21 protein-coding genes are annotated in these 25,755 nt (G+C 67.4%); 9 read left to right on the top strand and 12 right to left on the bottom strand.

All coding sequences use genetic code 11. From position 1 onward, the window contains the following. Positions 1-5: 5 nt before the first annotated feature. Genes bcp through ACTU6U_RS13780 form a run of 5 tightly spaced genes read right to left on the bottom strand, consistent with a single transcriptional unit; the run spans position 6 to position 6,532 of the window. Complete coding sequence (gene bcp, locus ACTU6U_RS13760; protein ID WP_443469682.1) at positions 6-500, bottom strand: thioredoxin-dependent thiol peroxidase; 495 nt, start codon at positions 498-500, stop codon at positions 6-8. Continuing rightward, the gene (gene allB / locus ACTU6U_RS13765; RefSeq protein ID WP_443469683.1) at positions 497-3,001 is read right to left on the bottom strand and encodes an allantoinase AllB; all 2,505 of its coding nucleotides are present in this window, start codon (positions 2,999-3,001) and stop codon (positions 497-499) included. Before allB ends, bcp begins: the two co-directional genes overlap by 4 nt. Position 3,002: 1 nt before the next feature. Then, positions 3,003-4,784 (bottom strand): glyoxylate carboligase, encoded by a 1,782-nt coding sequence (gene gcl, locus ACTU6U_RS13770; protein ID WP_443469684.1) that lies wholly within the window; start codon positions 4,782-4,784, stop codon positions 3,003-3,005. A gap of 31 nt (positions 4,785-4,815) precedes the next feature. After that, the gene (locus tag ACTU6U_RS13775) at positions 4,816-5,694 is read right to left on the bottom strand and encodes a 2-hydroxy-3-oxopropionate reductase (RefSeq protein ID WP_443469685.1); all 879 of its coding nucleotides are present in this window, start codon (positions 5,692-5,694) and stop codon (positions 4,816-4,818) included. Between the two features lie 40 nt (positions 5,695-5,734). Further along, positions 5,735-6,532, bottom strand: a complete 798-nt coding sequence (locus ACTU6U_RS13780; RefSeq protein WP_443469686.1) for a hydroxypyruvate isomerase family protein — start codon at positions 6,530-6,532, stop codon at positions 5,735-5,737. Positions 6,533-6,864: 332 nt separating this feature from the next. On the opposite strand from ACTU6U_RS13780, the gene ACTU6U_RS13785 reads away from it, so the two are divergent. Further along, positions 6,865-7,758 (top strand): endonuclease domain-containing protein, encoded by an 894-nt coding sequence (locus ACTU6U_RS13785; RefSeq protein ID WP_443469687.1) that lies wholly within the window; start codon positions 6,865-6,867, stop codon positions 7,756-7,758. 233 nt (positions 7,759-7,991) lie between these two features. Here the strand turns inward: ACTU6U_RS13785 and ACTU6U_RS13790 are convergent, their stop codons facing one another. From ACTU6U_RS13790 to ACTU6U_RS13805, 4 genes are all read right to left on the bottom strand, one after another. Next, positions 7,992-8,807 (bottom strand): bifunctional allantoicase/(S)-ureidoglycine aminohydrolase, encoded by an 816-nt coding sequence (locus ACTU6U_RS13790; RefSeq protein WP_443469769.1) that lies wholly within the window; start codon positions 8,805-8,807, stop codon positions 7,992-7,994. A gap of 16 nt (positions 8,808-8,823) precedes the next feature. Then, the gene (locus ACTU6U_RS13795) at positions 8,824-10,074 is read right to left on the bottom strand and encodes a DUF6986 family protein (RefSeq protein WP_443469688.1); all 1,251 of its coding nucleotides are present in this window, start codon (positions 10,072-10,074) and stop codon (positions 8,824-8,826) included. Then, positions 10,071-11,720, bottom strand: a complete 1,650-nt coding sequence (aceB, locus tag ACTU6U_RS13800) for a malate synthase A (protein WP_443469689.1) — start codon at positions 11,718-11,720, stop codon at positions 10,071-10,073. The genes ACTU6U_RS13795 and aceB overlap by 4 nt, the downstream gene beginning before the upstream one ends. A gap of 122 nt (positions 11,721-11,842) precedes the next feature. Beyond that, complete coding sequence (locus tag ACTU6U_RS13805) at positions 11,843-13,084, bottom strand: metal-dependent hydrolase family protein (protein WP_443469690.1); 1,242 nt, start codon at positions 13,082-13,084, stop codon at positions 11,843-11,845. A 163-nt stretch (positions 13,085-13,247) separates the two neighbouring features. Between ACTU6U_RS13805 and ACTU6U_RS13810 the strand changes: the two genes are divergently transcribed. From ACTU6U_RS13810 to xdhC, 4 genes are all read left to right on the top strand, one after another. After that, positions 13,248-14,000, top strand: a complete 753-nt coding sequence (locus ACTU6U_RS13810; RefSeq protein ID WP_443469691.1) for an IclR family transcriptional regulator — start codon at positions 13,248-13,250, stop codon at positions 13,998-14,000. Between the two features lie 257 nt (positions 14,001-14,257). Then, complete coding sequence (locus ACTU6U_RS13815; RefSeq protein WP_443469692.1) at positions 14,258-15,724, top strand: xanthine dehydrogenase small subunit; 1,467 nt, start codon at positions 14,258-14,260, stop codon at positions 15,722-15,724. Then, positions 15,721-18,087: a xanthine dehydrogenase molybdopterin binding subunit gene (gene xdhB / locus ACTU6U_RS13820; RefSeq protein ID WP_443469693.1), complete on the top strand. Its 2,367-nt coding sequence runs from the start codon at positions 15,721-15,723 to the stop codon at positions 18,085-18,087. The genes ACTU6U_RS13815 and xdhB overlap by 4 nt, the downstream gene beginning before the upstream one ends. Positions 18,088-18,095: 8 nt before the next feature. Continuing rightward, positions 18,096-18,905 (top strand): xanthine dehydrogenase accessory protein XdhC, encoded by an 810-nt coding sequence (xdhC, locus tag ACTU6U_RS13825; RefSeq protein ID WP_443469694.1) that lies wholly within the window; start codon positions 18,096-18,098, stop codon positions 18,903-18,905. A 150-nt stretch (positions 18,906-19,055) separates the two neighbouring features. On the opposite strand, the gene ACTU6U_RS13830 is transcribed toward xdhC, so the two are convergent. The 3 genes from ACTU6U_RS13830 to ACTU6U_RS13840 form a co-directional block, all read right to left on the bottom strand. Next, positions 19,056-20,228, bottom strand: a complete 1,173-nt coding sequence (locus ACTU6U_RS13830) for an MFS transporter (RefSeq protein ID WP_443469695.1) — start codon at positions 20,226-20,228, stop codon at positions 19,056-19,058. Between the two features lie 205 nt (positions 20,229-20,433). Continuing rightward, entirely contained in the window at positions 20,434-21,897 is a 1,464-nt protein-coding gene (locus tag ACTU6U_RS13835) for an NCS2 family permease (RefSeq protein ID WP_443469696.1), read from the bottom strand. 52 nt (positions 21,898-21,949) lie between these two features. Then, positions 21,950-22,480, bottom strand: a complete 531-nt coding sequence (locus tag ACTU6U_RS13840) for a nucleoside deaminase (RefSeq protein WP_443469697.1) — start codon at positions 22,478-22,480, stop codon at positions 21,950-21,952. Positions 22,481-22,660: 180 nt separating this feature from the next. Here ACTU6U_RS13840 and ACTU6U_RS13845 point away from each other — a divergent pair, with 180 nt between their 5' ends. From ACTU6U_RS13845 to ACTU6U_RS13860, 4 genes are read left to right on the top strand one after another with little or no spacing between them, the layout of a single operon-like run. After that, positions 22,661-23,068, top strand: a complete 408-nt coding sequence (locus tag ACTU6U_RS13845; protein ID WP_443469698.1) for a TOBE domain-containing protein — start codon at positions 22,661-22,663, stop codon at positions 23,066-23,068. Next, positions 23,065-23,829, top strand: a complete 765-nt coding sequence (modA, locus tag ACTU6U_RS13850; RefSeq protein ID WP_443469699.1) for a molybdate ABC transporter substrate-binding protein — start codon at positions 23,065-23,067, stop codon at positions 23,827-23,829. The genes ACTU6U_RS13845 and modA overlap by 4 nt, the downstream gene beginning before the upstream one ends. After that, the gene (locus tag ACTU6U_RS13855; RefSeq protein ID WP_443469700.1) at positions 23,826-24,653 is read left to right on the top strand and encodes an ABC transporter permease; all 828 of its coding nucleotides are present in this window, start codon (positions 23,826-23,828) and stop codon (positions 24,651-24,653) included. The genes modA and ACTU6U_RS13855 overlap by 4 nt, the downstream gene beginning before the upstream one ends. After that, positions 24,650-25,729 (top strand): ABC transporter ATP-binding protein, encoded by a 1,080-nt coding sequence (locus tag ACTU6U_RS13860; RefSeq protein WP_443469701.1) that lies wholly within the window; start codon positions 24,650-24,652, stop codon positions 25,727-25,729. Before ACTU6U_RS13855 ends, ACTU6U_RS13860 begins: the two co-directional genes overlap by 4 nt. Positions 25,730-25,755 lie beyond the last annotated feature (26 nt).

A 25,755-nucleotide genomic window follows, 5' to 3' on the forward strand; every position in this document is an offset into this window, starting at 1 on the left:
CACTCTCAGCTGCCTCTCGTGCCCTGGATGCCCAGTGCCGCGCGCAGCCGCGCGACGTGACCGTTCGGGTCGACGTTGTACTCGACCGCGCTCACGCGCCCGTCGGCGTCGACGACAGCTGTCGAGCGGATGAGTCCGTCGAAGGTGCGGCCGTTCACGGTCTTCTGACCCCACGCACCCCAGACCTTCGCGACTTCGGCGTCCTCGTCGGCGAGCAGCGGAAACGCGAGCTGCTCGGCATCAGCGAACTGCGCGAGCTTCGAGGCAGGATCGGGCGAGACGCCGAGCACTGTGTATCCGGCGCCCTGAAGCGACGCCAGGTTGTCACGGAAATCGCACGCCTCGGTCGTGCAGCCCGGAGTGAATGCCGCCGGATAGAAGTAGACGATCACCGGTCCGCCGCGCAGATCCGACAGCCGCACCGTGTTGCCTGCGGCATCCGGAAGGGCGAAGTCGGGGGCGGGCTGACCCACCTCGAGTTCTTCGGACGTGTTGATCATGCGGGTGCTCCGATCTCGATCCGCGGGAGGCGCAGCAGCCGGCCGCGGGGCTGGTCCTGGTCGATGAGGCGACCGGCGAGGTACGTGGCGCGCACCACCCCGGTCAGCTCACGGCCGTCGTAGGGGGTTACGGGATGCCGGTGGGCGAGAGAGGTGGCATCCACAGCGAAGGTCTCCTCCGGTGCGAAGACGGCGAAGTCGGCTGCCGCGCCCACCGCGATGCGTCCTTTGCCGGCGAGCCCGATGCGGTCTGCGGGGGATGACGACATCAGCTCGACGATCCGGGCGAGGCGCACACCGCGGCGGCGGCCCTCGGTCCACATCAGCGGCAGGCCGAGTTGGAGCGAGGCGATCCCGCCCCACGCGACCGAGAAATCGCCGTCACCGGCGTACTTCATCTCGGGCGTCGAGGGCGAGTGGTCTGAGACGACGTAGTCGATCGTGCCGTCAAGGAGTCCGTGCCACAGCTCGTCGCGGTTGTCGTCTTCTCGGATCGGCGGGCAGCATTTGTACGCCGTCGCTCCGGCCGGGATATCCTCGGCGGCGAGGGTCAGGTAATGCGGGCAGGTCTCGACCGTGATGTCGACGCCCTCGGCCTTGGCCACGGAGAGACGTCCGATCGAGTCGCCGTTCGAGAGGTGCAGGATATGCGCGCGGGCGCCGGTGTCGATGGCTCCGCGGATGACCTCGGAGATCGCGGCATCCTCCGCCGATCGCGGACGGGATGCGAGGAAGTCTCCGTACTCGCGCCCTCCGGGCTGCACGGACTCCTCGATGATGTGGGCATCCTCTGCGTGCACCACGAGCAACGACCCGAGCTGAGCGATCGATGCCATCGCCCGCCGCATCTCGTAGATCGAGACCTCGGGGAACTCGTCGACTCCCGACGGCAGCAGAAAGCACTTGAACCCGAAGACGCCGGCCGCGTGCAGGCCCGGCAGGTCATCGAGGTTCCCTGGGACCACGCCGCCCCAGAATCCGACGTCGACGAAGACGCGGTCTTGCGCTGCGGCACGCTTGATGTTCAGCGCCTCGACCGTGACCGTCGGCGGGATGCTGTTGAGCGGCATGTCCACGATCGTCGTCACACCGCCCGCGGCCGCGGCCCTGGTGGCGGACTCGAAGCCCTCCCACTCGGTGCGGCCGGGCTCGTTGACGTGCACATGCGTGTCGACGAGGCCTGGAATGAGTACTTCGTCGTGTGCGAGCTCGACGATCTGTGCGGCATCCAGCTTCTCGTCCGCTCCCGCGATGAAGATGATCCGTCCGTCGCGCACGCCGATCTGCGCGTCGCGGAATTCGCCGTCGATCAGCGCGCGGCCACGGATGATGAGTTCGCAGCGACTCTGGATGCCGTCCAGCGAACCGGCGATCGCGGCGCCGCCGAGCAGACGTGCGGCGACCTGCTCGAGCAGGCGGCCGGCGTCAGCCATGCTGCGCTCGGAGTCGGGTTCAAGGTCGGCGAGAGCGTGCACGCCGGAGAACCCGGCGGCCCCGATCTGCGCAGCATCCAGTGCGGATCGACCGCAGACGACGTGCACCGGGATGCCGGCGGCCTGGGCCGCACGCGCGACGCCGATCGGCGTCTTGCCCATGAGGCTCTGCTCGTCGAGACTGCCCTCACCGGTGATGACGAGGTCGGCGCCCTCGAGGCGCTCGGCGAGACGCGTGAGCTCAAGGACAACATCGATGCCCGCCCTGCGCTCTGCGCCGAGCGCGATGGCCGCGAATCCGACACCGCCGGCGGCGCCAGCGCCCTTGCGTTCGGAGGCTTCGACGGCCGGGACCTTCAACCCCCCGCCGGAGCGGCCGAGCACTTCGACGAAATGCTCGAGCGCCCGGTCGAGTGACTCGACGTCATCGGCGCTCGCGCCCTTCTGCGGGCCGAACACGGCGGCGGCGCCGCTCTCCCCGAGCAACGGGTTGTCGACGTCGCTCGCGAGGACGAGTTCAGCGCCAGAGAGGCGCGGGTCCAAGCCCGACAGGTCGACGGTCTTCAGCGCGGCGAGGGCTCCGCCGCCCAGCGGCAGCTCGATACCTGCACCATCGAGCAGTCGTGCGCCGAGGCCTTGCAGCAGACCCGCGCCGCCATCGGTCGACGCGCTTCCGCCAATACCCAGGACGATGCGGCGACTGCCGGCATCCAACGCCGCTCGCACGAGCTCGCCCGTGCCGAGACTGGTCGCGCCCGTGGCATCCTTTCGTCCGCCCGGAAGAAGGTCGAGACCGGATGCCTGTGCCATCTCCACGACCGCCTCGTCACTGCGAACCGCATAGCGAGCGACGACCTGCTCACCGGTCGGGCCGGTCACGTACGCACGTCGCTCCTCGAAGCCCGCCGCGATCGCGGCATCCACGGTCCCCTCGCCGCCATCGGCGACGGGGATCTCGAGAACGTCGATCGCAGGGTCGATCCGGCGCGCACCCGAGGCCACCGCGGCGGCGACCTCAGGCGCGGTCAGCGACCCTTTGAACTTGTCGGAGGCGACGACGATGCGCATGTCAGACCTGCACCAGTGCTCGGATCGAGGTCGGCGCGTCGTCCGGGATGATCGCGAGCTCCTCGAACTCGTTGACGTTGTCGAGCTCTGTGCCCATGGCGATGTTCGTGACGCGCTCGAGGATGACTTCCACCACGACGGGAACCTGGTGCTCATCCATCAGCGACTGCGCCTCGGCGAATGCCGCACCCATGTCCTCCGGGCGCTCCACTCGAATCGCCTTGCAGCCCAGCCCTTCGGCGACCTTGACATGGTCAACACCATATCCCTGGGTCTCGGGCGAGTTGATGTTGTCAAACGCCAGCGACACTTCGAAGTCCATCTCGAACCCGCGCTGAGACTGACGGATCAGCCCCAAGTAGCTGTTGTTGACCACGACGTGCACGTAGGGCAGCTTGTGCTGTGCCCCCACGGCGAGCTCCTCAATCATGAACTGGAAGTCGTAGTCACCCGACAGAGCCACGACCAGTTCTCCCGGCTTGCCTCGAACGACGCCGAGGGCTGCCGGACCCGTCCAGCCGAGCGGGCCGGCCTGGGCTGCGTTGATCCACTTGCGCGGACCGAACACGTGCAGCAGCTGTGCGCCGGCGATCTGCGAGAGGCCGATCGTCGTGACATAGGTGACGTCCTCGCCGAAGGCGCGATTCATCTCCTCGTAGACGCGCTGCGGCTTGATCGGCACCTGGTCGAAGTGGGTCTTGCGCAGCAGGGTGCCCTTGCGCTCCTGGCACTGCCGAGCCCACTCAGAGTAGTCCGGCAGGGTGCCGGCGGCGCGGCGCTCTCGGGCGATCTCGAGGAATGCGTCGATGGCCTCGCCGGCATCCGACACGATCCCGAGGTCGGGTGCGAAGACGCGTCCGATCTGGGTCGGCTCGATGTCGACATGCACGAAAGTGCGGTTCTCGGTGTACTTGTCGATGCTGCCGGTGTGCCGGTTGGCCCAGCGGTTGCCGATGCCGAGCACGAAGTCGCTGGCCAGCAGAGTCTGGTTGCCGTAGCGGTGCGCGGTCTGCAGACCCGCCATGCCGGCGTTCAGCTCGTGCGCGTCGCTGATCGCACCCCAGCCCATCAGGGTCGGGATGACGGGGACGCCGAGCGTTTCGGCCAACTCCACGAGGCGCTCCGATGCGCCGGCGTTGATGATGCCGCCACCGGCGATCAGCACCGGGTGCGCGCTCGCGGTGAGCATGTCGATCGCTTTCTCTGCCTGACGGCGGGATGCCGCTGGCTTCGCAACGGGCAGCGGCTCGTACGTGTCGATATCGAACTCGATCTCGGTCATCTGCACGTCGATCGGGAGGTCGAGCAGCACGGGACCGGGGCGACCTGAGCGCATCAGCTGGAACGCTTTCTGGAAGGCGCCGGGAACCTGGGCGGCTTCGAGAACAGTCATCGCCATCTTGGTGACCGGCGTAGCGATCGTCTGGATGTCGACCGCCTGGAAGTCCTCTTTGTGCAGCTTCGCGACCGGCGCCTGCCCGGTGATGCAGAGGATCGGCAGCGAGTCGGCCCACGCAGCGTAGAGTCCCGTGATCATGTCGGTGCCGGCGGGGCCGGAGGTGCCGATGCAGATGCCGATGTTGCCATCGGCCGCGCGGGTGTAGCCGTCGGCCATGTGGGATGCGCCCTCGACGTGACGGGCAAGCGTATGCCGGATGCCGCCGTGGGCGCGCATCGCGGAATAGAAGGGGTTGATGGCGGCCCCTGGCAGGCCGAACGCCTCCGTGGCGCCCTCCTTCTCCAGGATGGCCACGGCGGCGTCCACCGCGCGCATGCGAGTCATTTCGTTCTCCTAGGTTCGGTGCCCGGGTTGCTTATTCGCGACCGGAGAAGGCTGCGGTCAGCTTGAACAGACCGGAATGATCGAGGCCGCCGTCGCCCTGCTGGACGGTCGAGCCGACGAGCTGTGCCACGTGCGCGCCGAGCGGGATGGTGATCCCGGCCTGGCGGGCGGCGGCGGTGATGATGCCCATGTCCTTGTTGTGCAGGGCGAGGCGGAAGCCGGGGCCGAAGTCGCGATCGAGCATCTTCTGACCCTTCTGGTCGAGGACCTTGGAGCCGGCGAGACCGCCGCCGAGGACCTTGAGCGCAGCATCCGTGTCGACACCGTACGCCTCGAGGAAGATGATCGCCTCGGCGAGTGCCTGGATATTCACGGCGACGATGAGCTGGTTGGCGGCCTTCACGGTCTGCCCTGCACCGGAGGGGCCGACGTGCACGATCGTCTTGCCGACTGCGTCGAGATACGGCAGAGCCGCGGCGAAGTCGTCGTCCGAGCCGCCGACCATGATCGACAGCACGGCGTCGATCGCACCCTGCTCGCCGCCCGACACCGGAGCATCGACGGTGCGCAGCCCCGCGGCCTGTGCCTCTTCGGCGAGCTCTTTGGCCACGTCAGGGCGGATGCTGGATGCATCGATCCACAGTGCACCCTGCTTGGCACCGGCGAGGATCCCCTCGTCGCCACGGAGGGCCGCTGCGACATCAGGGGAGTCGGGGACCATCGTGATGATGACGTCGGCGGCCTTCACGGCATCCGGGATGCTGGTGGCGCCCTTGCCGCCCGCTGTGACGAGCTCGTCGATGCGATCCTGCGTGAGGTTGTAGCCGGTGACGTCGTGTCCGGCGGAGATGAGGTTCTTGGCCATGGGCAGGCCCATGATGCCGAGGCCGATGACGGCGATGCTGGTCATGATGCTCCTTGAGTTCGTGGGGTTCGTGGTTCGCGGGCTGTCAGCGGACGTGCGCTGCGAGGATCGTGTCGAAGGCCGTTTCGATCGGCGCCTTGTACTCCAAGCCGATGTAGCCGGTGTAGCCGAGCTCGCGGCTGCGGGCGATCCAATCGCCCAGCGGCAGCTCGCCGGTGCCGGGGGCGCCGCGACCGGGATTATCAGCGATCTGGATGTGTCCGAAGCTCGAGGCGTGCTCCTCGATGACGGCCGCGACGTCATCGCCGTTCACCGCGAGGTGGTAGAAGTCGGCGAGGAGCGCGAGGTTTCCGTCGCCTGTGCAGGTGCGGACGTGCTCGATGACGTCGAGCGCCTGTGCCGCAGTGCGCAGCGGGTAGCGGTCGGCGCCGCTGACCGGCTCGACCAGCACGGTGCCGCCGATCGGTGCCACCGCGGCGGCAGCTGCGGCGAGGTTCTCGACGGCGACGGCATCCTGAGCCTGCGGGTCGACCCCGTCGATGCGGTTGCCGTAGAGGGCGTTGAATCCCTTCGTGCCGAGTGCCTCGCCGATCGCGGCGACGACGGCGAGGTTGTCGCGGAACTCCTTGCCGCGAGCGGGCCAGGAGACGAGACCGCGATCGCCACCCGGCATGTCGCCGGCGTTGAAGTTGAGGCCGCTCAGCTGCACGCCCGCGTTGCGGATCGCACCGATGAACGCGTCGACCTCGGAGTCGAGCGGCACTGACGTCGAGAACGGCCACCAGAACTCGACGGCGTCGAAACCGGCCGTCTTCGCAGCTGCGGGCCGCTCGAGCAGCGGCAGCTCGGTCAAGAGGATCGAGCAGTTCACGGTGTAAGTCATCGACGACTCCTTCGTCCGTTGGGCTTCTTTGCGTTATTCCGTAATGCGGAAGATGATTTCTACTAGATGAAAGTGTAAGAGACGTTTGCGAGAGTGTCAACGGTTCGGATGCGGGAAGGTTTTCGCGCCTTGTACCGGATGCCGGAAGGATTTCGCGGCTACGCACCAGTCGGAATGCGCGAAACCCTTCTCCCATCGCTTCGGGGGCGACCTGTTCTGCACAGATCGGCCGGCGCCGCGAGTTGTGCACAGGCCGCGGATTTCCGGGATGCCACGGCGCGCAAGTGCGTCAACATCGTGGGATGCGACACAGAGTTCCCCTTCCCCTCCGCTTGGGTGATCGGTTCTCCGTGCGCAGCGCGGAAGCCGTCGGCATCCGCCCCGGCCGGTGCAGCACCCCCGATCTGCACCGGCCGTTCCGGGGCGTTCGCTCACTCGAGAAACCCGAGACCTTCGAGGACTTCGTGCGCTGCTACGAACCTCGCCTCAGGCCCGGTCAGCGCTTCGGGGGCATGACGGCAGCTCGTGACTGGGGACTTCCCGTGCCGACACTGTGGAAGCCGACGGAGCCGCTCGACATCATCGTGCCGTCATCGCATGCCGCACCGAAGACCGCGGGTGTGCGGGGACGGCGCCTGCGCGAAGACCGCGCGAAGACCCGCATCCTCAAGGGACGGCCCGTCATCGATCCGGTTGCCGCGCTGTTCACATGTGCTGCGGATCTGACCGTTCCAGAAGCGATCATCATCATCGACGCGCTGCTGACGACAGCATCCAACTATCCGGATTTGGGGCCCGGGAGGCCGCTGGCCTCGCTCGAAGAGATAGCTGGTCGGCTTCAGGAATGGGGACGGTTCCCTGGCAGCGGAAAGATCCGCGCCGCCTTGCCGCATGCGCGCGAGCTCGTCGAATCTCCGAAGGAGACCGAAACCCGGCTGCTGCTCATCGAGAACGGGCTGCCAGAGCCCGTCGTGCAACATGAGGTCTGGGCGTACGGGCAGCTGCTCGGCCGCACCGACCTCGCATACCCGGAGTGGAAGATCGCGATCGAATACGAGGGCGACGGCCACCGCACAGACAAGAAGCAGTGGCGCACAGACATCCAGCGACAGCGCTACCTCGAGAGCGAGGGATGGGTCGTCATCCGCCTCACCCAAGCCGACCTCGAAGCGAAGGAACTGCTGATCACCAGCATCCGTCGCGCGATCGCCGCGCGGCGCGGCTGAGCCGCTTCGTCTCACCGCTCTTCGCGGTGCCATAGCGCGGCCGTTGAGTCCCTTCGCGCTGCGTCACGCGACCCTCGAGTCCGTGTCACGCCACGGCTTACGCCCGCTTACGCCCGCGCACACCCGATGCGGGAAGATTTTCCTCGGTCCAGGCGCCATCGAACCCGCGAAAACGTTCTGGCATAGCGAAATGGCGCGGCGGGCGGGGGGCGAAGCGCGGCGGGCAGGGCAACTCAGGTCAGCCGGACCTGCCGATTCACGTCCTTGTACAGCAGGTACCGGAACGGTCCTGGCCCGCCGGCATAGCAGGCCTGCGGACAGAACGCGCGCAGCCACATGAAATCGCCCGCCTCCACCTCGACCCAGTCGTCGTTGAGGCGATAGACGGCCTTGCCCTCGAGCACGAAGAGCCCGTGCTCCATCACGTGCGTCTCGGCGAACGGGATCGACCCTCCCGGCTGGAAGGTCACGATGTTCACGTGCATGTCGTGCGCGAGGTCGTCAGGGTCGACGAACCGGGTCGTCGCCCAGGCATCGTCGGTGTCGGGCATCGGGCGAGGCGCGACCTCCTGGTCACTCGTGACGAAGGATGCCGGGGCCTCGATGCCATCGACCTTCTCGTAGGCCTTGCGCACCCAGTGGAACCCGACCGGCGCCGACCCTTCGTTGCGCAACGACCACTGCTCGTCCGGTGCGAGGAACGCGTAGCCCCCCGCCTCGAGCATGTGCCGCTCCCCCGCGAGCGTCAGCGTCAGCTCTCCGGAGGTGACGAAGAGCACTCCCTCGACACCCGCTTCGGGTTCCGGCCGCGAGGAGCCGCCGCCGGGCGCGATCTCCACGATCAGCTGCGAGAATGTCGTGGCGAATCCCGCGATCGGGCGTGCGATGATCCACGAGCGCGTGCCGGTGAATCCGGGCAGGTTGCTCGTGACGATGTCGCGCAGCACGCCCTTCGGAATCACGGTGTACGCCTCTTTGACGATGGCGCGGTCGGTCAGCAACTCGTGCTGGCCGGGCAGTCCGCCGGTCGGTGTGTAATAGCTCATCAGCTCTCCATGTCTATAGTCAGGCAGCAAGCCGCGGATGCGCGAGCACAGTCAGCGCCGGAACGTCGATCCCCACCGTCACGAGGAGCTCGTCCTCACCGATCGCTCCGCACTGCACGCCGCGCAGCACGAACCACGCCAGCGCGCGGGCAGTCGCGGGCTCGTCGAGCACCGCACCGGGCGTCTTCGAGAGGTAGGCGTACAGACGTGCAGCGGCAGCCTCGAACCCCTCGCGGTAGAACGCGTAGGTGGCCAGGTAGCGAGTGGGCAGCTGGTGCGCGTGCAGGTCCCACCCCTGGAAGAACCCGCGCTCGAGCGACCGGCGCACCAGGCGTGCGTGCAGCGCCCACGCCTCGTCGGCGCTGTCGCCGATGGGGAGGATGTTCGTCGACCCGTCCGAGAGGCGGATGCCGGTGCCGGCCACCGTCAGCTGCATGACCTGTTTGGCGAGATCGGCTGCCGGATGCTCCATCGACTGGTACGCGGCGGCGATACCGAGCGAGGCGCTGTAGTCGTACGTGCCGTAGTGCAGGCTCGTGATGCGTCCGGGAGCCGCGAGTGGCAGCTGCGCCAACGGCGAGAACCCCTCAGCACCGAGCACCAGCTGCGGCGTCTCGACCTGCACCTCGAAGCGGATGCGTCCGGCATCCAGCCCATGCGCCCGCTCGAGGAGCGAGGCGACCTCGGCCATCGCCTCGACCTGCGCAACGGTCGACACCTTCGGCAGCGTCAGGGCGAGCCCGTCCGGCAGTCCACCCAGGTCCATCAGCGTTCCGAGGAACAGGTCGAGTGTGCGCAGCCCACGCTCGCGCGTGGACTGTTCGAAGCACTTGAATCGGATGCCGATGAAGGGCGGAGCCGTCCCCGCGGTGACGGCCTCATGAACGCGCTCGGCTGCGGCCGCGGCATCCTGATCCTCTGTCGCACCGCGGTCGCCGTATCCGTCCTCGAAGTCGAGACGCAGGTCCTCGATCGGTTCGCTCTCGAGTTTCGCGGCGACGCGCGAAGCGACCGACGCGATCACGTCGTCGCGAATGCCCACGCGCTCGGCGAGTGTCTCCAGCCCACCTGCGGAGGATGCCGCGGCGAGCGCCGCCTCACCCCACCGAGCCGCGAGATCAGGAGTGAACGTGTCGGCGGGCACGTACACGGTGTGCACCGGCTGCCGCGATCCGTCGTCGCCGGGGTACGCGCGCTCGAGCAGCTCGTCGGTGCCGGCCAGGCGGGACGCGATCCCCGCGCGATCGGCGTCGGTCAGCGCCGCGCTCACGCAGCGACCTCAGTGTCAGCATCCGGCTCCACGATCAGATCGTATGCGGGGAGCGTGAGGAAGTCGACGTACTCCTCATCGAGGCACAGGCGTGCGATGAGTGCGGCAGCGGGTGCGTAGTAGGCGACGAAAGTCGCCGCATCCACACTCTCGCGCAGCGCCGCGACCTCTTCGGCGAGCACGCGCTCGACGAGCTCGGGGGTGACAGTGTTGCCGGTGTCGGCGAGCACGACGCTGTTGCGCAGCTGCTGCCACACCTGCGAGCGCGAGATCTCGGCGGTCGCGGCATCTTCCATGAGGTTGTTGATCGCGACGGCGCCGTTCCCCGACAGCCACACCGCCACGTACTGCACCGCCACGGCGAGGTTGTTGCGCAGCCCCGCCTCAGTGACGCGGCCGGGAGCCGATGCCACATCCAGGAGGTCCGCGGCAGTGATCGAGACTTCCGGACGCTGCCGGTCGATCTGGTTCGGGCGGTCGCCGAGCACGGCATCGAACACCTCCCGGCAGATCGGCACGAGGTCGGGGTGCGCAACCCACGATCCGTCGAAGCCGTCGCCCGCCTCGCGACTCTTGTCCGCGCGGACCTTGTCGAAGGCGGCCGCGGTGGCCTCCGGGTCGTGGCGGTTGGGGACGAACGCTGCCATGCCGCCGATCGCGAACGCACCACGGCGGTGACAGGTCTGCACGAGCAACTCGGTGTACGCGCGCATGAACGGAGCCGTCATCGCGACATCGGCGCGATCCGGAATGACGAACTCCACGCCCCGGTCGCGGAACACCTTGATCAGGCTGAAGAGGTAGTCCCACCGCCCGGCATTGAGGCCGGAAGCGTGGTCACGCAGTTCGTAGAGGATCTCGTCCATCTCGAACGCCGCGGGGATCGTCTCGATGAGGACGGTCGCGCGGATCGTTCCGTGGGGGATGCTGAGGGTATCCTGCGCGTGGATGAAGATGTCGTTCCACAACCGGGCTTCGCGATGGCTCTCGAGCTTGGGCAGGTAGTAGTAAGGACCGTGGCCGTTGGCGATGAGCTGGCGAGCGGTGTGGAAGAAGTGCAGGCCGAAGTCGACGAGCGCGCCGGATGCCTCTCGGCCATCGACGATGACATGACGCTCAGCGAGGTGCAGACCGCGAGGGCGAGTGACGACGGTCGGGCGCTGAACGTCGGTGCGAAGTGCGTAGGCTTTGCCGGCCGGCGAGGTGTACGAGAGGGTGCCGCGGGCGGCATCGCGCAGGTTCTGGATTCCGGCGACGACGTTCTCCCAGGTGGGACCAGCCGCATCCTCGAGGTCGGCGAGCCATACCTTCGCCTGCGAGTTCAGGGCGTTGATGGCCATCTTCGGCGGAGCGGCAGGGCCGGTGATCTCGACGCGGCGGTCGTGAAGCGCAGTCGGCGCGGGCGCGACCTGCCAATCGGCGGCGCGGACTTCTACAGTTTTGGGGAGGAAGTCGAGAGTGCCGCCTGCGGCGATCTTGTCGCGACGCTCGGTGCGCGCGGTCAGCAGCTCGTGGCGGCGCTCGTCGAAGGCACGGTGCAGGCTGGCGACGAAATCCAGCGCCTCGGCGCTGAGAATGTCATCGGCGCCCTCGATGAGCGGCGCTCGGGTGACCCGGATAGAAGCGTCTGAAGTGTCTTTCGTCATTGAAGAGGATCCTTTCGCATCCTGGATTCTGAAGTCCACTATACGGAAACCATCGCACTCGCGCATCATGGAGTTCACAAAAGGGGTGCCCGTCCGCAGACGGGCACCCCTTTGGAATTCACTCAGATGGAGAAGGCGCCCCGGTTGACCGCTGCGCGCCCCTGCTTCATCACGAGCAGGATCTTGTCGTTGTCGGCGACCGTGGAGATGTCCTTGAGCGGGTCACCGGCCACCACGACGATGTCGGCGATCTTGCCGGCCTCAACGGTGCCGAGGATGTCATCCACGCCGCAGCACTCGGCGGACGTCTTCGTGCCCGCCACGATCGCCTGCATCGGGGTCATCCCGCCGTACTGCACGAGGAGCGGGAGCTCGCCGAGGTTCGCACCGTGATCGGGAACGAGCCCCGCGTCAGTGCCGACCGCGATCTTGATGCCGGCCGCAACCGACTTGGCGATCGACTCATGCGCCATCGCGTGCCATTTCGCGCTCTTCGCCGCCGCCTGCGGAGTGGCCGTGTCGGGGTGAATCGTCTCCAGCAGGGTGGGGACGAGGAACTGACCGTTCTTGACCATCTGCTGACGCAGTTCATCGTCGAGCTCATAGCCGTGCTCGACGCTGTGCACGCCGCCCTCGACCGCAGCGCGGATGCCTTCGTACCCGATCGCGTGTGCGGCGACCGGAACACCACCGTAAGCCTTGCCCTCTTCGACGACAGCGGCGACCATGTCGGTGCGGAAGCCCAGCCAGCCCGGTTCGTCGCTCATCGAGGTGACACCACCGCTGGACGCGATCTTGATGACGTCGACATGCTCGCGCAGCAGCACGCGTGCTGCCTTACGGGCCTCGTCGACCGAGTCGACCAGGTCGCCACCCACGAGGGTCGTGCCATCAATGCCCGACTTCAGATGCCAGTCGGCGTGCCCGCCGGTCTGGCTGAGCATCCGGTCTGCTACCAGCAGTCGCGGCCCCTCGATGATGCCGTATTCGACGGCGGTGCGCACGCCCGCATCGACGCCCATGAGGTCGCGGACCGTCGTGACGCCCGCTGCGAGAGTTGTCTTCAGACGCCCGATCAGCTCGAAGTACCGGAAGGATGGCGCAACCATCCCCTCCTGCATCGGCGAGCCACCGCTGGGGCCGGGGAGCGAGAGGTGCACGTGCACGTCGAAGAAGCCCGGGGTGATCGTATTCCCTCCGAGATCGACCTTGACGGGATCCTTGGAGTCATCGATCGCCGGGGCGTCGGCAGCTGCGCCCGCCCACGTGATCTTGCCGTCGTCGATGACGACCACAGCGTCCGCGACGGGGTCGCCCCCCGTGCCATCGATGAGCTGAGCATTGTGAAGGATTGTCGTAGTCATGGTTACCACTTTCCCCCCGAAGTTGACATGTCCCCTCAACCTAGTGGTACGTCCGCTCCGAGGAGACTACTGAGGCCGTTGATCTGCGCGATGGGCTACCCTGACGAATGAATATTTCCGCGATGCGGATAACTAAGTTCAATCACGTGGGGAAGGTATGGGAATGGCCGCAGGGACCACGGACGGAGTGAAGTCCGTCACACGCGTCTTCGATCTACTCGAATTGATCGCGGATGCTGGGGGCGACGTGACTCTCAGCGAGTTGTCCGCGGCCGCCGACCTGCCGCTGCCGACCATCCACCGCCTGTTGCGCACACTCGTCTCGCGGGGATACGCGCGTCAGCTGCAAAATCGCCGCTACGCACTCGGCCCACGGCTCGTCCGCCTCGGCGAAGTCGCCAACCGCAAGTTCGGGCAGATCGCGATGCCGCAGCTGAAGGAACTCGTCGAGCGCCTCGGCGAGACCGCGAACCTGGCCACGATCGACGGTGATCGAGTCGTTTACATCTCGCAGGCGCCTTCGCCGCACGCGATGCGCATGTTCACCGAGGTGGGGCGACGTTCGAGCCTGCACTCCACCAGCGTCGGCAAGGCGATGCTGGCCGACATGGATGACGCCAAAGTGCGCGAGGTCATCGGGCGCACCGGGATGCCGGCGAGCACCGAGCACACCATCACCAGCATCGACGCCCTGCTCGCCGACCTGGCAGAGACCCGCAAGCGCGGCTATGCGATCGACGACAACGAGCAGGAGATCGGCGTCCGCTGCTTCGCGGTGAGCGTCCCCGGCATGTCCATCCCCACCGCCGTCTCGGTCTCCGGGCCGGTCGCCCGCGTCTCCGGAGACTTCGGCGAGCGCGCCCTTCCCGTGCTCCAGGAGATCACTGCGGAGATCTCCGCCGCCGCCGGCGCCTGACCGAGGCCGCACGGCCCCTGCCCGGTTCGAGGGATTTCTGCCACGCCACGAGTTACGGCAGGCAAACTCGCGACCTCTTGACCGCGCCCAGCAGTCGAACTATTGTTTCCATAGATAGAAATAGTATTTCCGGATACCGGAAGTGGTGGGGTGTGCGCTTTTGCCCCAACCGGCATCGCCGGGCGCCTAGACTCGCATCATCGAATTCGGATCGGCGTTCGCTCCCGCAGCAACGCCGGATCTGAGGAGATCTACCTATGAATGACATCGCCGTCAACGTAAACGGGAACAGCCGCCCTCTCTCGGGCACCCCGACCCATACCACCGCGCTGGACTGGCTGCGCGACACCGGACTCGCCGGAGCGAAAGAGGGATGCGCCGAGGGCGAATGCGGCGCGTGTGCCGTGCTCCTTGCGGCACCGACGCCCGATGGCGGCACCGCGTGGACCTCGGTGAATTCATGCCTGGTGCCGGTGTACGCCCTTAACGGTCAGGAGATCATCACGGCTGAAGGGCTGGGCAGCCCCGAGGCGCTGCATCCCGTCCAGGAGAAGCTCGCCGAGGCCGGGGGATCGCAGTGCGGGTACTGCACGCCGGGCTTCGCCTGCAGCATGGCCGGCGAGTACTACCGTGACGGTCGCGAAGCGACGGAAGAGGGCGCTGATGAGGAGTGCCCCCTGCACGACGCCGAGCACGGTCCGAACGGTTTCGACCTGCATGCGCTGAGCGGAAACCTCTGCCGTTGCACCGGCTATCGTCCGATTCGGGATGCCGCCTACACGCTCGGCTCCCCCGCCGAGGATGACCCGATGCGCCAGCGCATGGATCAGCCGGCTCCCGCGACGGTGTCCACCGACACCACCGTCGACGGCGCCCGCTTCGTCCGCCCGCAGACACTCGCCGGCACCCTGCAACTGCTGCAGGACGAGCCCGATGCGCTGCTCGTCGCCGGATCCACCGACTGGGGCGTCGAGGTGAATATCCGCGGCTCGCGCGCGCCGTTCGTCGTGGCGATCGAGCAGCTCGAAGAGCTCCGCACCCTCACCGAGACTGACGATGTCATCGAGATCGGCGCAGCACTCCCCCTCTCTGAGATCGAACGGCGCCTCGACGGCCGCGTTCCGCTGCTCGCCCAGCTGTTCCCGCAGTTCGCCTCGCGGCTGATCCGCAACCGCGGCACCATCGGCGGCAACCTCGGCACGGGCTCCCCCATCGGGGACACCCCGCCCGCGCTTCTCGCGCTCGGTGCACGCCTCGTGCTGGCATCCGTCCGCGGCGAGCGCGAAGTCGAACTGTCGGAGTACTTCACCGGCTACCGGCAGACGGTGCGCGCGAAAGACGAGCTCATCCGCGCCATCCGCATTCCCCTGCCGTTGGCGACGACGACCGCGTTCCACAAGATCGCGAAGCGACGATTCGACGACATCTCCAGCGTCGCGATCGGTTTCGCCCTCGACATCTCCGGCGGCACGGTCACCGCTGCGAAAATCGGCCTCGGCGGCGTCGCCGCCACACCGCTGCGCGCCCTCGCGACCGAGGAGGCGCTGATCGGTCAGCCCTGGAGCATCCAGACCATCAAGCGGGCATCCGAGATCCTGCGCGCCGAGGGCACGCCGATGTCGGACCACCGCGCGAGCGCGGACTACCGCTCGCACATGCTCGGCACCTCGCTGTTGAAGCTCTACAGCACCACCGTCATCGAATCGAAGGAGGTCTCGGCATGAGCGCGCTCGCCGACCGTCCCCAGAACCCCGTCGTCGGCACGCGCGCGGTGCACGAGAGTGCAGCGCTGCACGTCACGGGCGCCGCGATGTACACCGACGACCTCGCAGGCTCCACGATGGGCGTCCTGACCGCCTGGCCAGTGCAGTCGACCAACGCACACGCGAAGGTGCGCGTCGACGTCACCGGTGCCTACGGGGTGCCCGGGGTCGTCCGCGTGCTCACCGCCGCCGACGTTCCAGGAGTCAACGACGCCGGTATCAAGCACGACGAGCCGCTGTTCCCCGATGAGGCGATGTACTACGGACACGCTCTCGTCTGGGTGCTCGGTGAGACGCAGGAGGCCGCACGTCTGGGAGCTGCCGCCGTGACGGTCGAATACGAACCGCTCCCCTCGCTGATCACAGTGCAGGATGCCGTCGATGCCGGCTCCTTCCAGGGCACCGCCCGCACGGTGCAGCGCGGAGATGCGGCATCCGCTCTTTCGTCGGCGACGCACGTCTTCGAGGGCGTGACGGAGTTCGGCGGACAGGAGCATTTCTACCTCGAGACGCAGGCATCGCTCGCGCTGCGCGACTCCGAGGGCCAGTACTTCGTGCAGTGCTCCACGCAGCATCCGTCCGAGGCGCAGGAGATCGTCGCTCACGTGCTGAACATCCCCTCCAACGAGGTCACCGTGCAGTCGCTGCGCATGGGCGGCGGGTTCGGCGGCAAGGAGATGCAGTCGCACGGGTTCGCGGCGATCGCCGCGCTCGGCGCCACGCTCACTGGACGCCCCGTGCGCCTGCGCCTGAACCGCACGCAGGACATCACGATGACCGGCAAGCGCCACCCGTTCCGAATCGAGTGGAAGGTCGGTCTGGATGACGCGGGTCACCTGCAGGCGCTGGATGCCGTGCTCACCTGCGACGGCGGGTGGAGCCTCGATCTCTCCGAGCCCGTCCTCGGTCGGGCCCTGTGCCACCTGGACAACTCGTACTGGATCCCGAACGTGCACGCGCTCGGCCGCATCGCGAAGACGAACAAGGCATCGAACACGGCATTCCGCGGATTCGGCGGACCCCAGGGCGTGTTCCTCATCGAGGACATTCTCGGCCGGGTCGCCCTCGCACTCGGGATCGACCCGATGCAGCTGCGCGAGAAGAACTTCTACCAGCCCGGTCAGTCGACCCCATACGGACAGCTCGTGAAGGATGCCGATCGCCTTGGCTCCATCTGGAATCAGCTCCGCGACGAATCGGACTTCGATGTGCGCCGGGCCGAGATCGCCGCATTCAACGAGAGCAGCGCGCACGTCAAACGGGCGCTGGCGATGACGCCGGTCAAGTTCGGCATCTCCTTCAACTTCGCCGCCTTCAACCAGGCCGGTGCCCTCGTGCACGTCTACAAGGATGGCTCGGTGCTCGTCAACCACGGCGGCACCGAGATGGGTCAGGGCCTGCACACGAAGATGCTGCAGGTCGCGGCGACCGCGCTCGGGCTCGAACTGCACCAGGTGCGTCTCGCTCCCACCCGCACCGACAAGGTGCCGAACACGTCGGCGACCGCCGCGTCTTCGGGCGCCGACCTCAACGGCGGCGCAGTGAAGAACGCGTGCGAGCAGATTCGCGAGCGGATGGCGGCAGTGGCCGGACGTCTGCTGAACGTCGACGGGCGAGATGTGCGCTTCTCTGGCGGGCTCGTGACGGCGCTCGGCAGCCCGCAGTCGATGACGTTCGCGGAGGTGGCCGAGGCCGCCTACCTGCAGCGCGTGCAGCTGTTCGCCGCGGGCTACTACCGCACCGAGGGATTGCACTGGAATCCCGAGATCATGCAGGGCTCCCCTTTCAAGTACTTCGCGTACGGGTGCGCGGCCAGCGAGGTCGAGGTCGACGAGTTCACCGGCGCGTACCGAGTGCGTCGCGTCGACATCATCCACGACGTCGGCGACTCGCTCTCGCCCATGCTTGACATCGGGCAGATCGAGGGCGCGTACGTGCAGGGGCTCGGCTGGCTGACGCTCGAAGAACTGCGCTGGGATGTATCGGACGGCCCGAACCGCGGACGCCTGCAGACCCAGTCGGCCTCGACCTACAAGCTGCCGAGCTTCTCGGAGATGCCCGAGGAGTTCAACGTCCGCCTCTACGAGAACGCCCGTGAAGACGGCGCGGTGTACGGTTCGAAGGCCGTCGGCGAGCCGCCGTTCATGCTCGCGTTCAGCGCCCGTGAGGCTCTTCGCGAGGCCGTAGCTGCGTTCGCGCCCGCAGGTCACGTGGTCGAGCTCGGTTCGCCGGCGACGCCGGAGGCGGTGTTCTGGGCGGTTCAGGCTGCCCAGGCCGCGGCATCCGCTGGTGTTCCCGAACGCGAACTCGCCCCGGCTCGCTGAGGCACGACGTGGACTGGCTCGATGCCCTGCAGCGGTTGCGCACCGAGCGCACCGCCGCCGTACTGGTGACCATGGTCACCGTGCGCGGGCATTCGCCGCGCAACGGCGGCGCCAAGATGGTCGTGTCGGCGAATGCCGCGTTCGGCACCGTCGGCGGCGGCAACCTCGAGGCGACGGCGACGCAGAAAGCGCGCGAGCTCATCGCTTTCGGTGCCGAGGAGCCCTCGCTTCTCACGCTCACCTTGAGTGACAAGGCGACGGTCGAGTACGGCGTGCAGTGCTGCGGAGGAGAGGTCACCATGCTGCTGGAACCGGTCAGGGTCGTGCCATCGGTCGCTGTGTTCGGCATCGGACACGTCGGTCTCGAACTCGCTCGCATCCTCTCGCGTCACGAGATCGACCTCTATCTCGTCGACTCGCGCGCCGAGATGCTCGTGCCCGCCCGACTGTCGGTCCTCGACGACGCTGTGGCCCGAGTGCATACCGTGCACGCACCCGTACCGGAGTCGGCGCTGGCTGATCTTCCGGAAGGCGCACACGTGCTCGTGATGACGCACGATCACGTCGAAGATCTCGCGATCGTCGACCAGGCACTGCGCACCGAGGGGCTCGGATCGATCGGCCTGATCGGCTCGGCATCGAAATGGACCCGGTTCCGCAAGAAGCTCGGTGAGCTCGGCCAGAACGAGGATGCTCTCGGCAGAGTCACCACGCCGATCGGGGTCCCTGAGGTCACCGGCAAGCAACCCGCGGTGATCGCCGTCAGCGTGGCTGCGCGCATCCTGCAGCTGATCGGCGAGGCCGCAGCCGAGGACTGACGCGCGCGCGGCGCCGCGCCGTACGCCGCGCCGCACCGCACCGATGCGAGAAGGGTTTCGCGGGTGCCGTCGCCACCCTGGCACCGAAATCCTTCTCCTATCCCTTCGAGGGGCGTGCCCGCCGCGGAGCGTGCGCGGTGGGCTGCGGGGCTACGAGACAGGTCTCCGACCGCGCAGTCCGATAAGCGCCAGCGGCAAGGTCAGGAGCGACAGCGCCGCCGCGAACAGCAACGCGGGCGGGAACGCGAACGCCGACGCCAGTGCCCCGACCACGACCGCGCCGAGTCCGGTACCCGCGTCGAAGCCGATGTTCCAGGCAGCGCTCGCGACGACGTGATCGCGTCGCGGCACAGCCTCGAACGCGACGCCGAGCGTGAGGTTCTGCAGTGCTCCGTACGCGATGCCGACCAGCGCCATACCGAGAAGCAGGGCGGCGGTGCGCTCCTCCGCCGCCACCGACCAGGCGATCACTGCCATGCCCGCGGTCGCCGTGACGACGAACGGCCAGAGGATGCGGCGTGCTCCGACGCGGTCTGCGAGATGCCCCACACCCCAACGCGCCAGTGCCGCAAGGCCTGTCAGCAGGAGCAGTCCCACCATTGCATCGAGCGCCGAGACGCCGAACTGAGGCACGAACGTGATGAGTGCGCCGCCTGCGAGGGTGACGCCGAGCAGCACGAGCATCGGCGGCAGCAGGCCGAGGTAACGCCGCACACCGTGCCTGGCGTGTTCGGGTTCCGGATGCGGCGGCAGGGCGTCGAGTCGTCGACCAAGCGGCACGGCGAAGACGATGCCGACCAGCGGGATCGTCGCGAGCGCGAACACGACTGCAGCACCCAGGTGCTCGGCGATCCAGGGGGCGGCGGGAAGCAGCAGCACCTGGGGCGCCGCGATCCCCAGACCGAAGGCTCCGATCGCCCGGCCACGGCGTGCGGGATCGACAAGCTCGGCGACGGCACTGCTGCCGCACACCGTCAGCACGGCGAAACCCGCTCCGCGCACGGCAGCGAGCGCGAGGATCGGCAGCAGTGCGTCGGACAGAATGTGCGCGAGTGAGGGCGCACCGAGCAGGATCAGCCCGATGACGAGAACAGGCGTCCAACCGAATCGGCGTATCGCCGCGGGAACGAACAGCTGCACCAGCACGGTGAAGAGCATGAAGACGCCGGTCACTGCACCGACTCCAGCCTCATCCGCTCCCCCGCGCGCGGCCCACAGCGGCGCGACGGGCATGAGCAGCGCGTATCCGGAGAACCCGGCCACGACCATGCCAATGAGGGCGGGAATGCCCGGCTCACGCCATATCGAGTTCTGCTGCTGCATCATTCCATCCTTTCATCCGACGCAGTCGTCGGCCTGCCGCGACCTCATCGTCGGCATCCAACGCGATGCGAGAAGGTTTTCCCGACTCCGCACACCAACGAATCGGGGAAACCCTTCTCCCGTCCGCTCGAATGAAGTGACGCCGTAGCGCACGCGTGCCCGGCGCCGCACGAGGCGGTGCCGGGCACGTGGGATGACGGTGAGGCTATCCCGCGAGCAGGGCCTCGATCGGTCCGCGCACGAAGTACAGCGCGAAGCCGGCGGCGACGACCCACAGCAGCCAGTGCACCTTGCGTGCCCGTCCGGACAGTGCGTTGATGAGCGCCCACGAGACGAACCCGATGCCGATGCCGTTCGCGATCGAGTAGGTCAGCGGCATCGTGACGATCGTGAGGAAGGCAGGAAGCGCCACAGAGAACTTCGAGAAGTTGATCTCCTTGATCTGCGCCATCATCATCGCACCGACCACGACCAGCGCAGCAGAGCCGACTTCGATCGGCACGGTCAGCGTCAGCGGCGTGAAGAACATCGACAGCAGGAACAGCACGCCGACGGTGAGCGAGGCCAGGCCCGTCCGCGCCCCCTCACCGATGCCGGCGGCGCTGTCGACGTAGACGGTCGCCGACGACGATGAGGTGGCGCCACCCGCGACCGCTCCGAGGCCCTCGACGACGAACGCCGAGCGCAGGCGGGGGAATGTGCCGTCTTTGTGCGCGAGACCGGCGTTCTTCGCCAGGCCCGTCATGGTGCCCATGGCGTCGAAGAAGTTTGTGAACACGAGAGTGAACACGAGCATGGTCGCCGACAGGATGCCGATGCGGCCGAACGCTCCGAACAGATCGAACTGGCCAACCAAACCGAAGTCGGGAATGGTGAGAATCGCCGACGGCAGCTCTGGAATCGTCATGTGCCAGCCGCCGGGACCGTCTGCACTCGATCCGAGCTGGAGCATCGCCTGCGTGATGATCGCGAGGATCGTGGAGGCGACGATTCCGATCAGGATGGCGCCGGGAACCTTGCGGGCGACGAGGACGCCGATCAGCAGCAGGGCGAACAGGAAGATCAGGGTGGGCACGGAGGCGATCGACCCACCGTCGCCGAGCTGCACGGGAGGGCCACCAGGGGTGCGGTTGACGAAGCCGGAGTCCACGAACCCGATGAAGGCGATGAACAGGCCGATGCCGACCGTGATCGCGGCCTTCAACGGCTGCGGAATCGCACGGAAGATCGCGGTGCGCGCTCCGGTCGCTCCCAGCAGAACGATGATGATGCCGTTGATGATCACCAGGCCCATCGCCTCCGGCCAGGTGACGCTGCCGACGACGGCCACTGCGAGGAAGGAGTTGATGCCGAGGCCTGCGGCGAGCGCGAACGGCATCTTGGCGACGAGGCCGAAAAGAATGGTGATGACACCGGCGGTGAGGCCCGTCGCAGCGCCGATCTGCGCGCCGTCGAGGGCGAAGTTCTCGACGTCGGCGACACCGCCGAGGATGAGCGGGTTGAGGATCACGATGTAGGCCATCGTGACGAAGGTGACGATTCCGCCTCGGAGTTCGCGGGAGATCGTCGATCCCCGCTTGGTGATCTCGAAGAAGCGGTCGATTCTGCTGAGTTTCATGGCGGGGTCAGGGGTGTCCGCATCTTCGCGGACGGCGGCGGTCTGAGACATCGTTGTTCTCTCCTGCTCTGAGGGATGCTGTGCGATCGAAGTCGCTGCGGTGTCAGTACTCTGTGCGCGTGGAGAGCGTCGTCCATTCGGTGAACGGTGCGATGCGCTGCACCGGCGGCAGCGTCTCCTGTGCGACCGGCATGATGGTCCGGTCGGTGTCGTCACCTTCGAAGTAGCGATAGAAGAGAGCGTCATCGAACCCGGCGTCGGCGGCGTCGTGGCGGTTCGCTGCGAAGTAGACGCGGTCCACCCGCGCCCACAGCGACGTCGCCAAGCACATCGGGCACGGTTCGCAACTGGTGTACAGCACGGCACCGCTGAGGTCGAACGTTCCCAGCTGCGTGCACGCGTTGCGGATCGCCGATACCTCGGCGTGCGCGGAGGGGTCAAGATCCGCGGTGACGCGATTCACTCCCTCGAAGACCTGGCCGTCCGCGGAGACGACCACGGCCCCGAATGGTCCGCCGTCGTTGCGCACATTCTCCGTGGCGAGCTCGATGGCGTGGGCGAGGTACTGTGCGGCTGCGGGTTCGGTGTCACCCTGCGCGACGTACGGGGATGTCGTGATTCCGGTGGCGTCCATGGGAGCTTCCTTGCTTCATCTCGGTGTTCACAGGCCGATAGCGTGCACCTTCATGAGGCGTCGTCGGCGTGAACGACGATAACAGCGATGAGTGCGCACGTCCAGATTTTTCGGAATAACTCTTCCACGGTGCGAGAATCGCTCTCGCGCTACCGCATGTGCGGCGATATACTCCGTCTTATGGCGCACTTTCGGATTAGCGAAGCAGCAGAACTCGTCGGGGTCAGCGATGACACCGTGCGACGCTGGGTGCAGACCGGCATCCTGGGACTGGATCACGACGCCTCCGGTGTTCAGGTAGTCGACGGCGCAGAGCTCGCCGCGCACACAAAGACGACGTCCGTCGACGCCGCCGATGTCGGCCAGGTCCGCAGCAGCGCCCGCAACCGTTTCGTCGGCCTCGTCACCAAAGTCACGATCGACGGGCTGATGGCGCAGGTCGAGTTGCAGAGCGGACCCCACCGCATCGTGTCGCTGATGTCGGCCGAGGCCGCGCACGACCTGCGGTTGGAAGTCGGCTCGAAAGGCGTCGCCGTCGTGAAGGCGACCATGGTGATCCTCGAGACCGAGAAGGAAGCCTCGGCATGAGGCGCGCGGCTGCCGCAATCATGGTGGGCCTGTCGCTTGCGCTGACCGGATGCTCCGCTGGAGCAGAGCCCCCGTCCGATTCGCCGGACGGCGAGCTGACCGTTTTTGCCGCAGCATCCCTCTCTGGCGCCTTCGACCAGCTCGCCGAGGACTTCGAAGCCGCGAACCCCGGCACCGATGTGCTCCCGATCACGTACGACGGTTCCGCCGTGCTCGCCACCCAGCTCCTGGAGGGCGCCTCGGCTGATGTGTTCGCCTCGGCAGATGAGCGCAACATGGCCAAGGTCACCGACGCCGCTCTCGCCGGAGGCGCCGCGGCATTCGCCACGAACACCCTCGAGATCGCCGTGACGCCAGGCAACCCGCTCGGCGTGACGGGTCTCGACTCCCTCGCGGACAGCGAGCTGATCATCGTGCTCTGCACTGCTGAGGTTCCGTGCGGCACGGCCTCGGAGACCCTGATCGAGGCGGCAGGGATCACGATCACGCCCGCGAGCGAGGAACAGAACGTCACCGCGGTGCTCTCGAAGGTCAAGTCGGGAGAGGCGGATGCCGGGCTCGTGTACCGCACCGACATCCAGGCGGCCGGCGACGAAGTGACCGGCGTCGAGATCGCGAGCGCCGACGCTGCCGTGAACGTCTATCCGATCGTCTCGCTGGCGGATGCTCCGAACCCCGCCCTCGCGGCTGCTTTCGTCGACTACGTGCTCTCCCCCACAGGCCAGAAGGTGCTCGCGGCCTTCGGGTTCGGAGCACCATGAGCCAGCCGCGCCTTCTCCGAGCTGCGCGTTCGACGTCCAGCGGACTTCCGCTCTGGCTTCTCATTCCCGCAGCCATCGGCGCGGTGCTGCTTCTGCTGCCGTTCATCGCGCTGACCGCTCGGCTCGATTGGTCAGAGATGGCCACCGCGATCGTCTCCCCCGAAGCCCAGCAGGCGCTCGGCCTGTCGCTGCTGACAGCATCCATTGCCACGATCATCTGCGTGGTGCTCGGCATTCCGCTCGCGATGCTCATCGCTCGCAGCACCGCGGGCCCTGCCGCGGTTCTGCGCACCCTCACCACGCTCCCCCTCGTATTGCCGCCGCTGGTGGGCGGCATCGCGCTGCTCTCGCTGCTCGGCCGCAACGGCCTGCTCGGCGGCGCGCTCGACGTCGTCGGCATCCGGATCCCCTTCACGACGACCGCCGTCGTGATCGCCCAGGCGTTCGTGGCGCTGCCGTTTCTGGTGATCTCCGTCGAAGGAGCTCTGCGCACGATCGACACCGGCCATGAGCGCGTCGCCGCAAGCCTCGGAGCGAACCGGATGACGGTGTTCCGCCGTGTGACCCTGCCACTGGCCGCCCCCGGCATCCTCGCGGGAACCGTACTGTGCTTCGCGCGAGCACTCGGCGAGTTCGGCGCCACCGCACTGTTCGCCGGCAACTCCCCCGGTGTCACGCGCACCATGCCGCTCGCGATCTACACGGCCTTCAATGGCGCGGGCGTGCGCGAAGACACCGCGATCGCGCTGTCCCTCATGCTCATCCTCGTCGCAATCGCCGTGCTGGTGCTCATGCGCGGCTGGCGCCCGGGAGCACTCCGATGAGCGCTCTCACAGCCGACGTGCGCGCTCGCGTCGGTGGGTTCGCCCTCGATGCGGCCATCCGCGCAGAGCCTGGCGAGATACTCGCGATCCTCGGGCCGAATGGCGCGGGCAAGTCAACGCTGCTCGGCGCGATCGCTGGCCACGTCCGTGACGTCACCGGCGCGATCAGCCTGGGCGACATCGAGCTCCACGCCGCAGATGGACGCCGCGTGCCGCCCGAGCACCGCCGCGTTGGTCTTCTCGGTCAGCGATCGATACTGTTTCCGCACCTCTCGGTGCTCGAGAACGTCGCGTTCGGTCCGCGGTCTCAGGGCATGAGGCGATCGGATGCTCGGGCTGAAGCCGGCCGTCTGCTCGAAGAGGTTGGACTCGCGGGCTTCGAGAGCAGACGCCCATCGCAGCTGTCGGGCGGACAGCAACAGCGTGCGGCGATCGCCCGTGCACTCGCGGCAAACCCCGGGGCCCTGCTGCTCGACGAACCATTCGCGGGACTCGACGCGCAGACCGCGGCCCACGCACGCCGTCTGATCGCCGAACTGCGTGATCGCCGCGGCATCCCGATGATTCTCGTCACTCATGACGTGCTCGACGCCGTCGTACTCGCCGACCGGACCACCGTTTTGCAGGGTGGCGCGGTCATGCAGGACGGCACGACTCGCGACGTGCTGGGTCATCCTGGTTCTGCGTTCGTCGCGGCCCTCGCCGGGGTCAATCTGGTCTCAGGACGAGCCGACTTCGAGGGCCGACTCGTGCTCGACGCAGCCGAGGGACCAGCACTGCTGCTTCCCGCTGTCGAGGGCGCCCGTGAAGGCGACGAGTTGTCGGCCGCCTTCGCTCCTGGCGCGGTGCGCGTGCGCAACTCGGATGCTCCGCGCCCCGACGCGGCGATCGGGTGGACCGGGTCCGTGCAGACTCTCGAGCCGATTCCCGGGGGGATCCGGATCACGACGACGGAGCACCCGGAGATCGCTGTCGACTGCTCTTCCTCCGCAGCCGTTGAAGTCGGTCTGCGCCCAGGAGCTCGTTTGTCGTTCGCCCTGTTACCCACGGACGTCTCGGTGCGCCTCGTGCCCTGAGTGGTGCTAGCGTTCCACTCAGAGGG

This window comes from Microbacterium zouquanmingi, from assembly GCF_052266695.1.
Lineage (GTDB): Bacteria > Actinomycetota > Actinomycetes > Actinomycetales > Microbacteriaceae > Microbacterium.

Bases quoted from the DNA above. Each gene is read 5' to 3' on its own strand.
- ACTU6U_RS13845 (WP_443469698.1), top strand. From the start codon at position 22,661: ATGGCGCACTTTCGGATTAGCGAAGCAGCAGAACTCGTCGGGGTCAGC.
- ACTU6U_RS13810 (WP_443469691.1), top strand. From the start codon at position 13,248: ATGGCCGCAGGGACCACGGACGGAGTGAAGTCCGTCACACGCGTCTTC.
- modA (WP_443469699.1), top strand. From the start codon at position 23,065: ATGAGGCGCGCGGCTGCCGCAATCATGGTGGGCCTGTCGCTTGCGCTG.
- gcl (WP_443469684.1), bottom strand. From the start codon at position 4,784: ATGACTCGCATGCGCGCGGTGGACGCCGCCGTGGCCATCCTGGAGAAG.
- xdhB (WP_443469693.1), top strand. From the start codon at position 15,721: ATGAGCGCGCTCGCCGACCGTCCCCAGAACCCCGTCGTCGGCACGCGC.
- ACTU6U_RS13775 (WP_443469685.1), bottom strand. From the start codon at position 5,694: ATGACCAGCATCGCCGTCATCGGCCTCGGCATCATGGGCCTGCCCATG.
- ACTU6U_RS13805 (WP_443469690.1), bottom strand. From the start codon at position 13,084: ATGACTACGACAATCCTTCACAATGCTCAGCTCATCGATGGCACGGGG.
- ACTU6U_RS13860 (WP_443469701.1), top strand. From the start codon at position 24,650: ATGAGCGCTCTCACAGCCGACGTGCGCGCTCGCGTCGGTGGGTTCGCC.
- ACTU6U_RS13830 (WP_443469695.1), bottom strand. From the start codon at position 20,228: ATGCAGCAGCAGAACTCGATATGGCGTGAGCCGGGCATTCCCGCCCTC.
- allB (WP_443469683.1), bottom strand. From the start codon at position 3,001: ATGCGCATCGTCGTCGCCTCCGACAAGTTCAAAGGGTCGCTGACCGCG.
- ACTU6U_RS13835 (WP_443469696.1), bottom strand. From the start codon at position 21,897: ATGTCTCAGACCGCCGCCGTCCGCGAAGATGCGGACACCCCTGACCCC.
- ACTU6U_RS13855 (WP_443469700.1), top strand. From the start codon at position 23,826: ATGAGCCAGCCGCGCCTTCTCCGAGCTGCGCGTTCGACGTCCAGCGGA.
- bcp (WP_443469682.1), bottom strand. From the start codon at position 500: ATGATCAACACGTCCGAAGAACTCGAGGTGGGTCAGCCCGCCCCCGAC.
- ACTU6U_RS13780 (WP_443469686.1), bottom strand. From the start codon at position 6,532: ATGACTTACACCGTGAACTGCTCGATCCTCTTGACCGAGCTGCCGCTG.
- ACTU6U_RS13840 (WP_443469697.1), bottom strand. From the start codon at position 22,480: ATGGACGCCACCGGAATCACGACATCCCCGTACGTCGCGCAGGGTGAC.
- ACTU6U_RS13815 (WP_443469692.1), top strand. From the start codon at position 14,258: ATGAATGACATCGCCGTCAACGTAAACGGGAACAGCCGCCCTCTCTCG.
- aceB (WP_443469689.1), bottom strand. From the start codon at position 11,720: ATGACGAAAGACACTTCAGACGCTTCTATCCGGGTCACCCGAGCGCCG.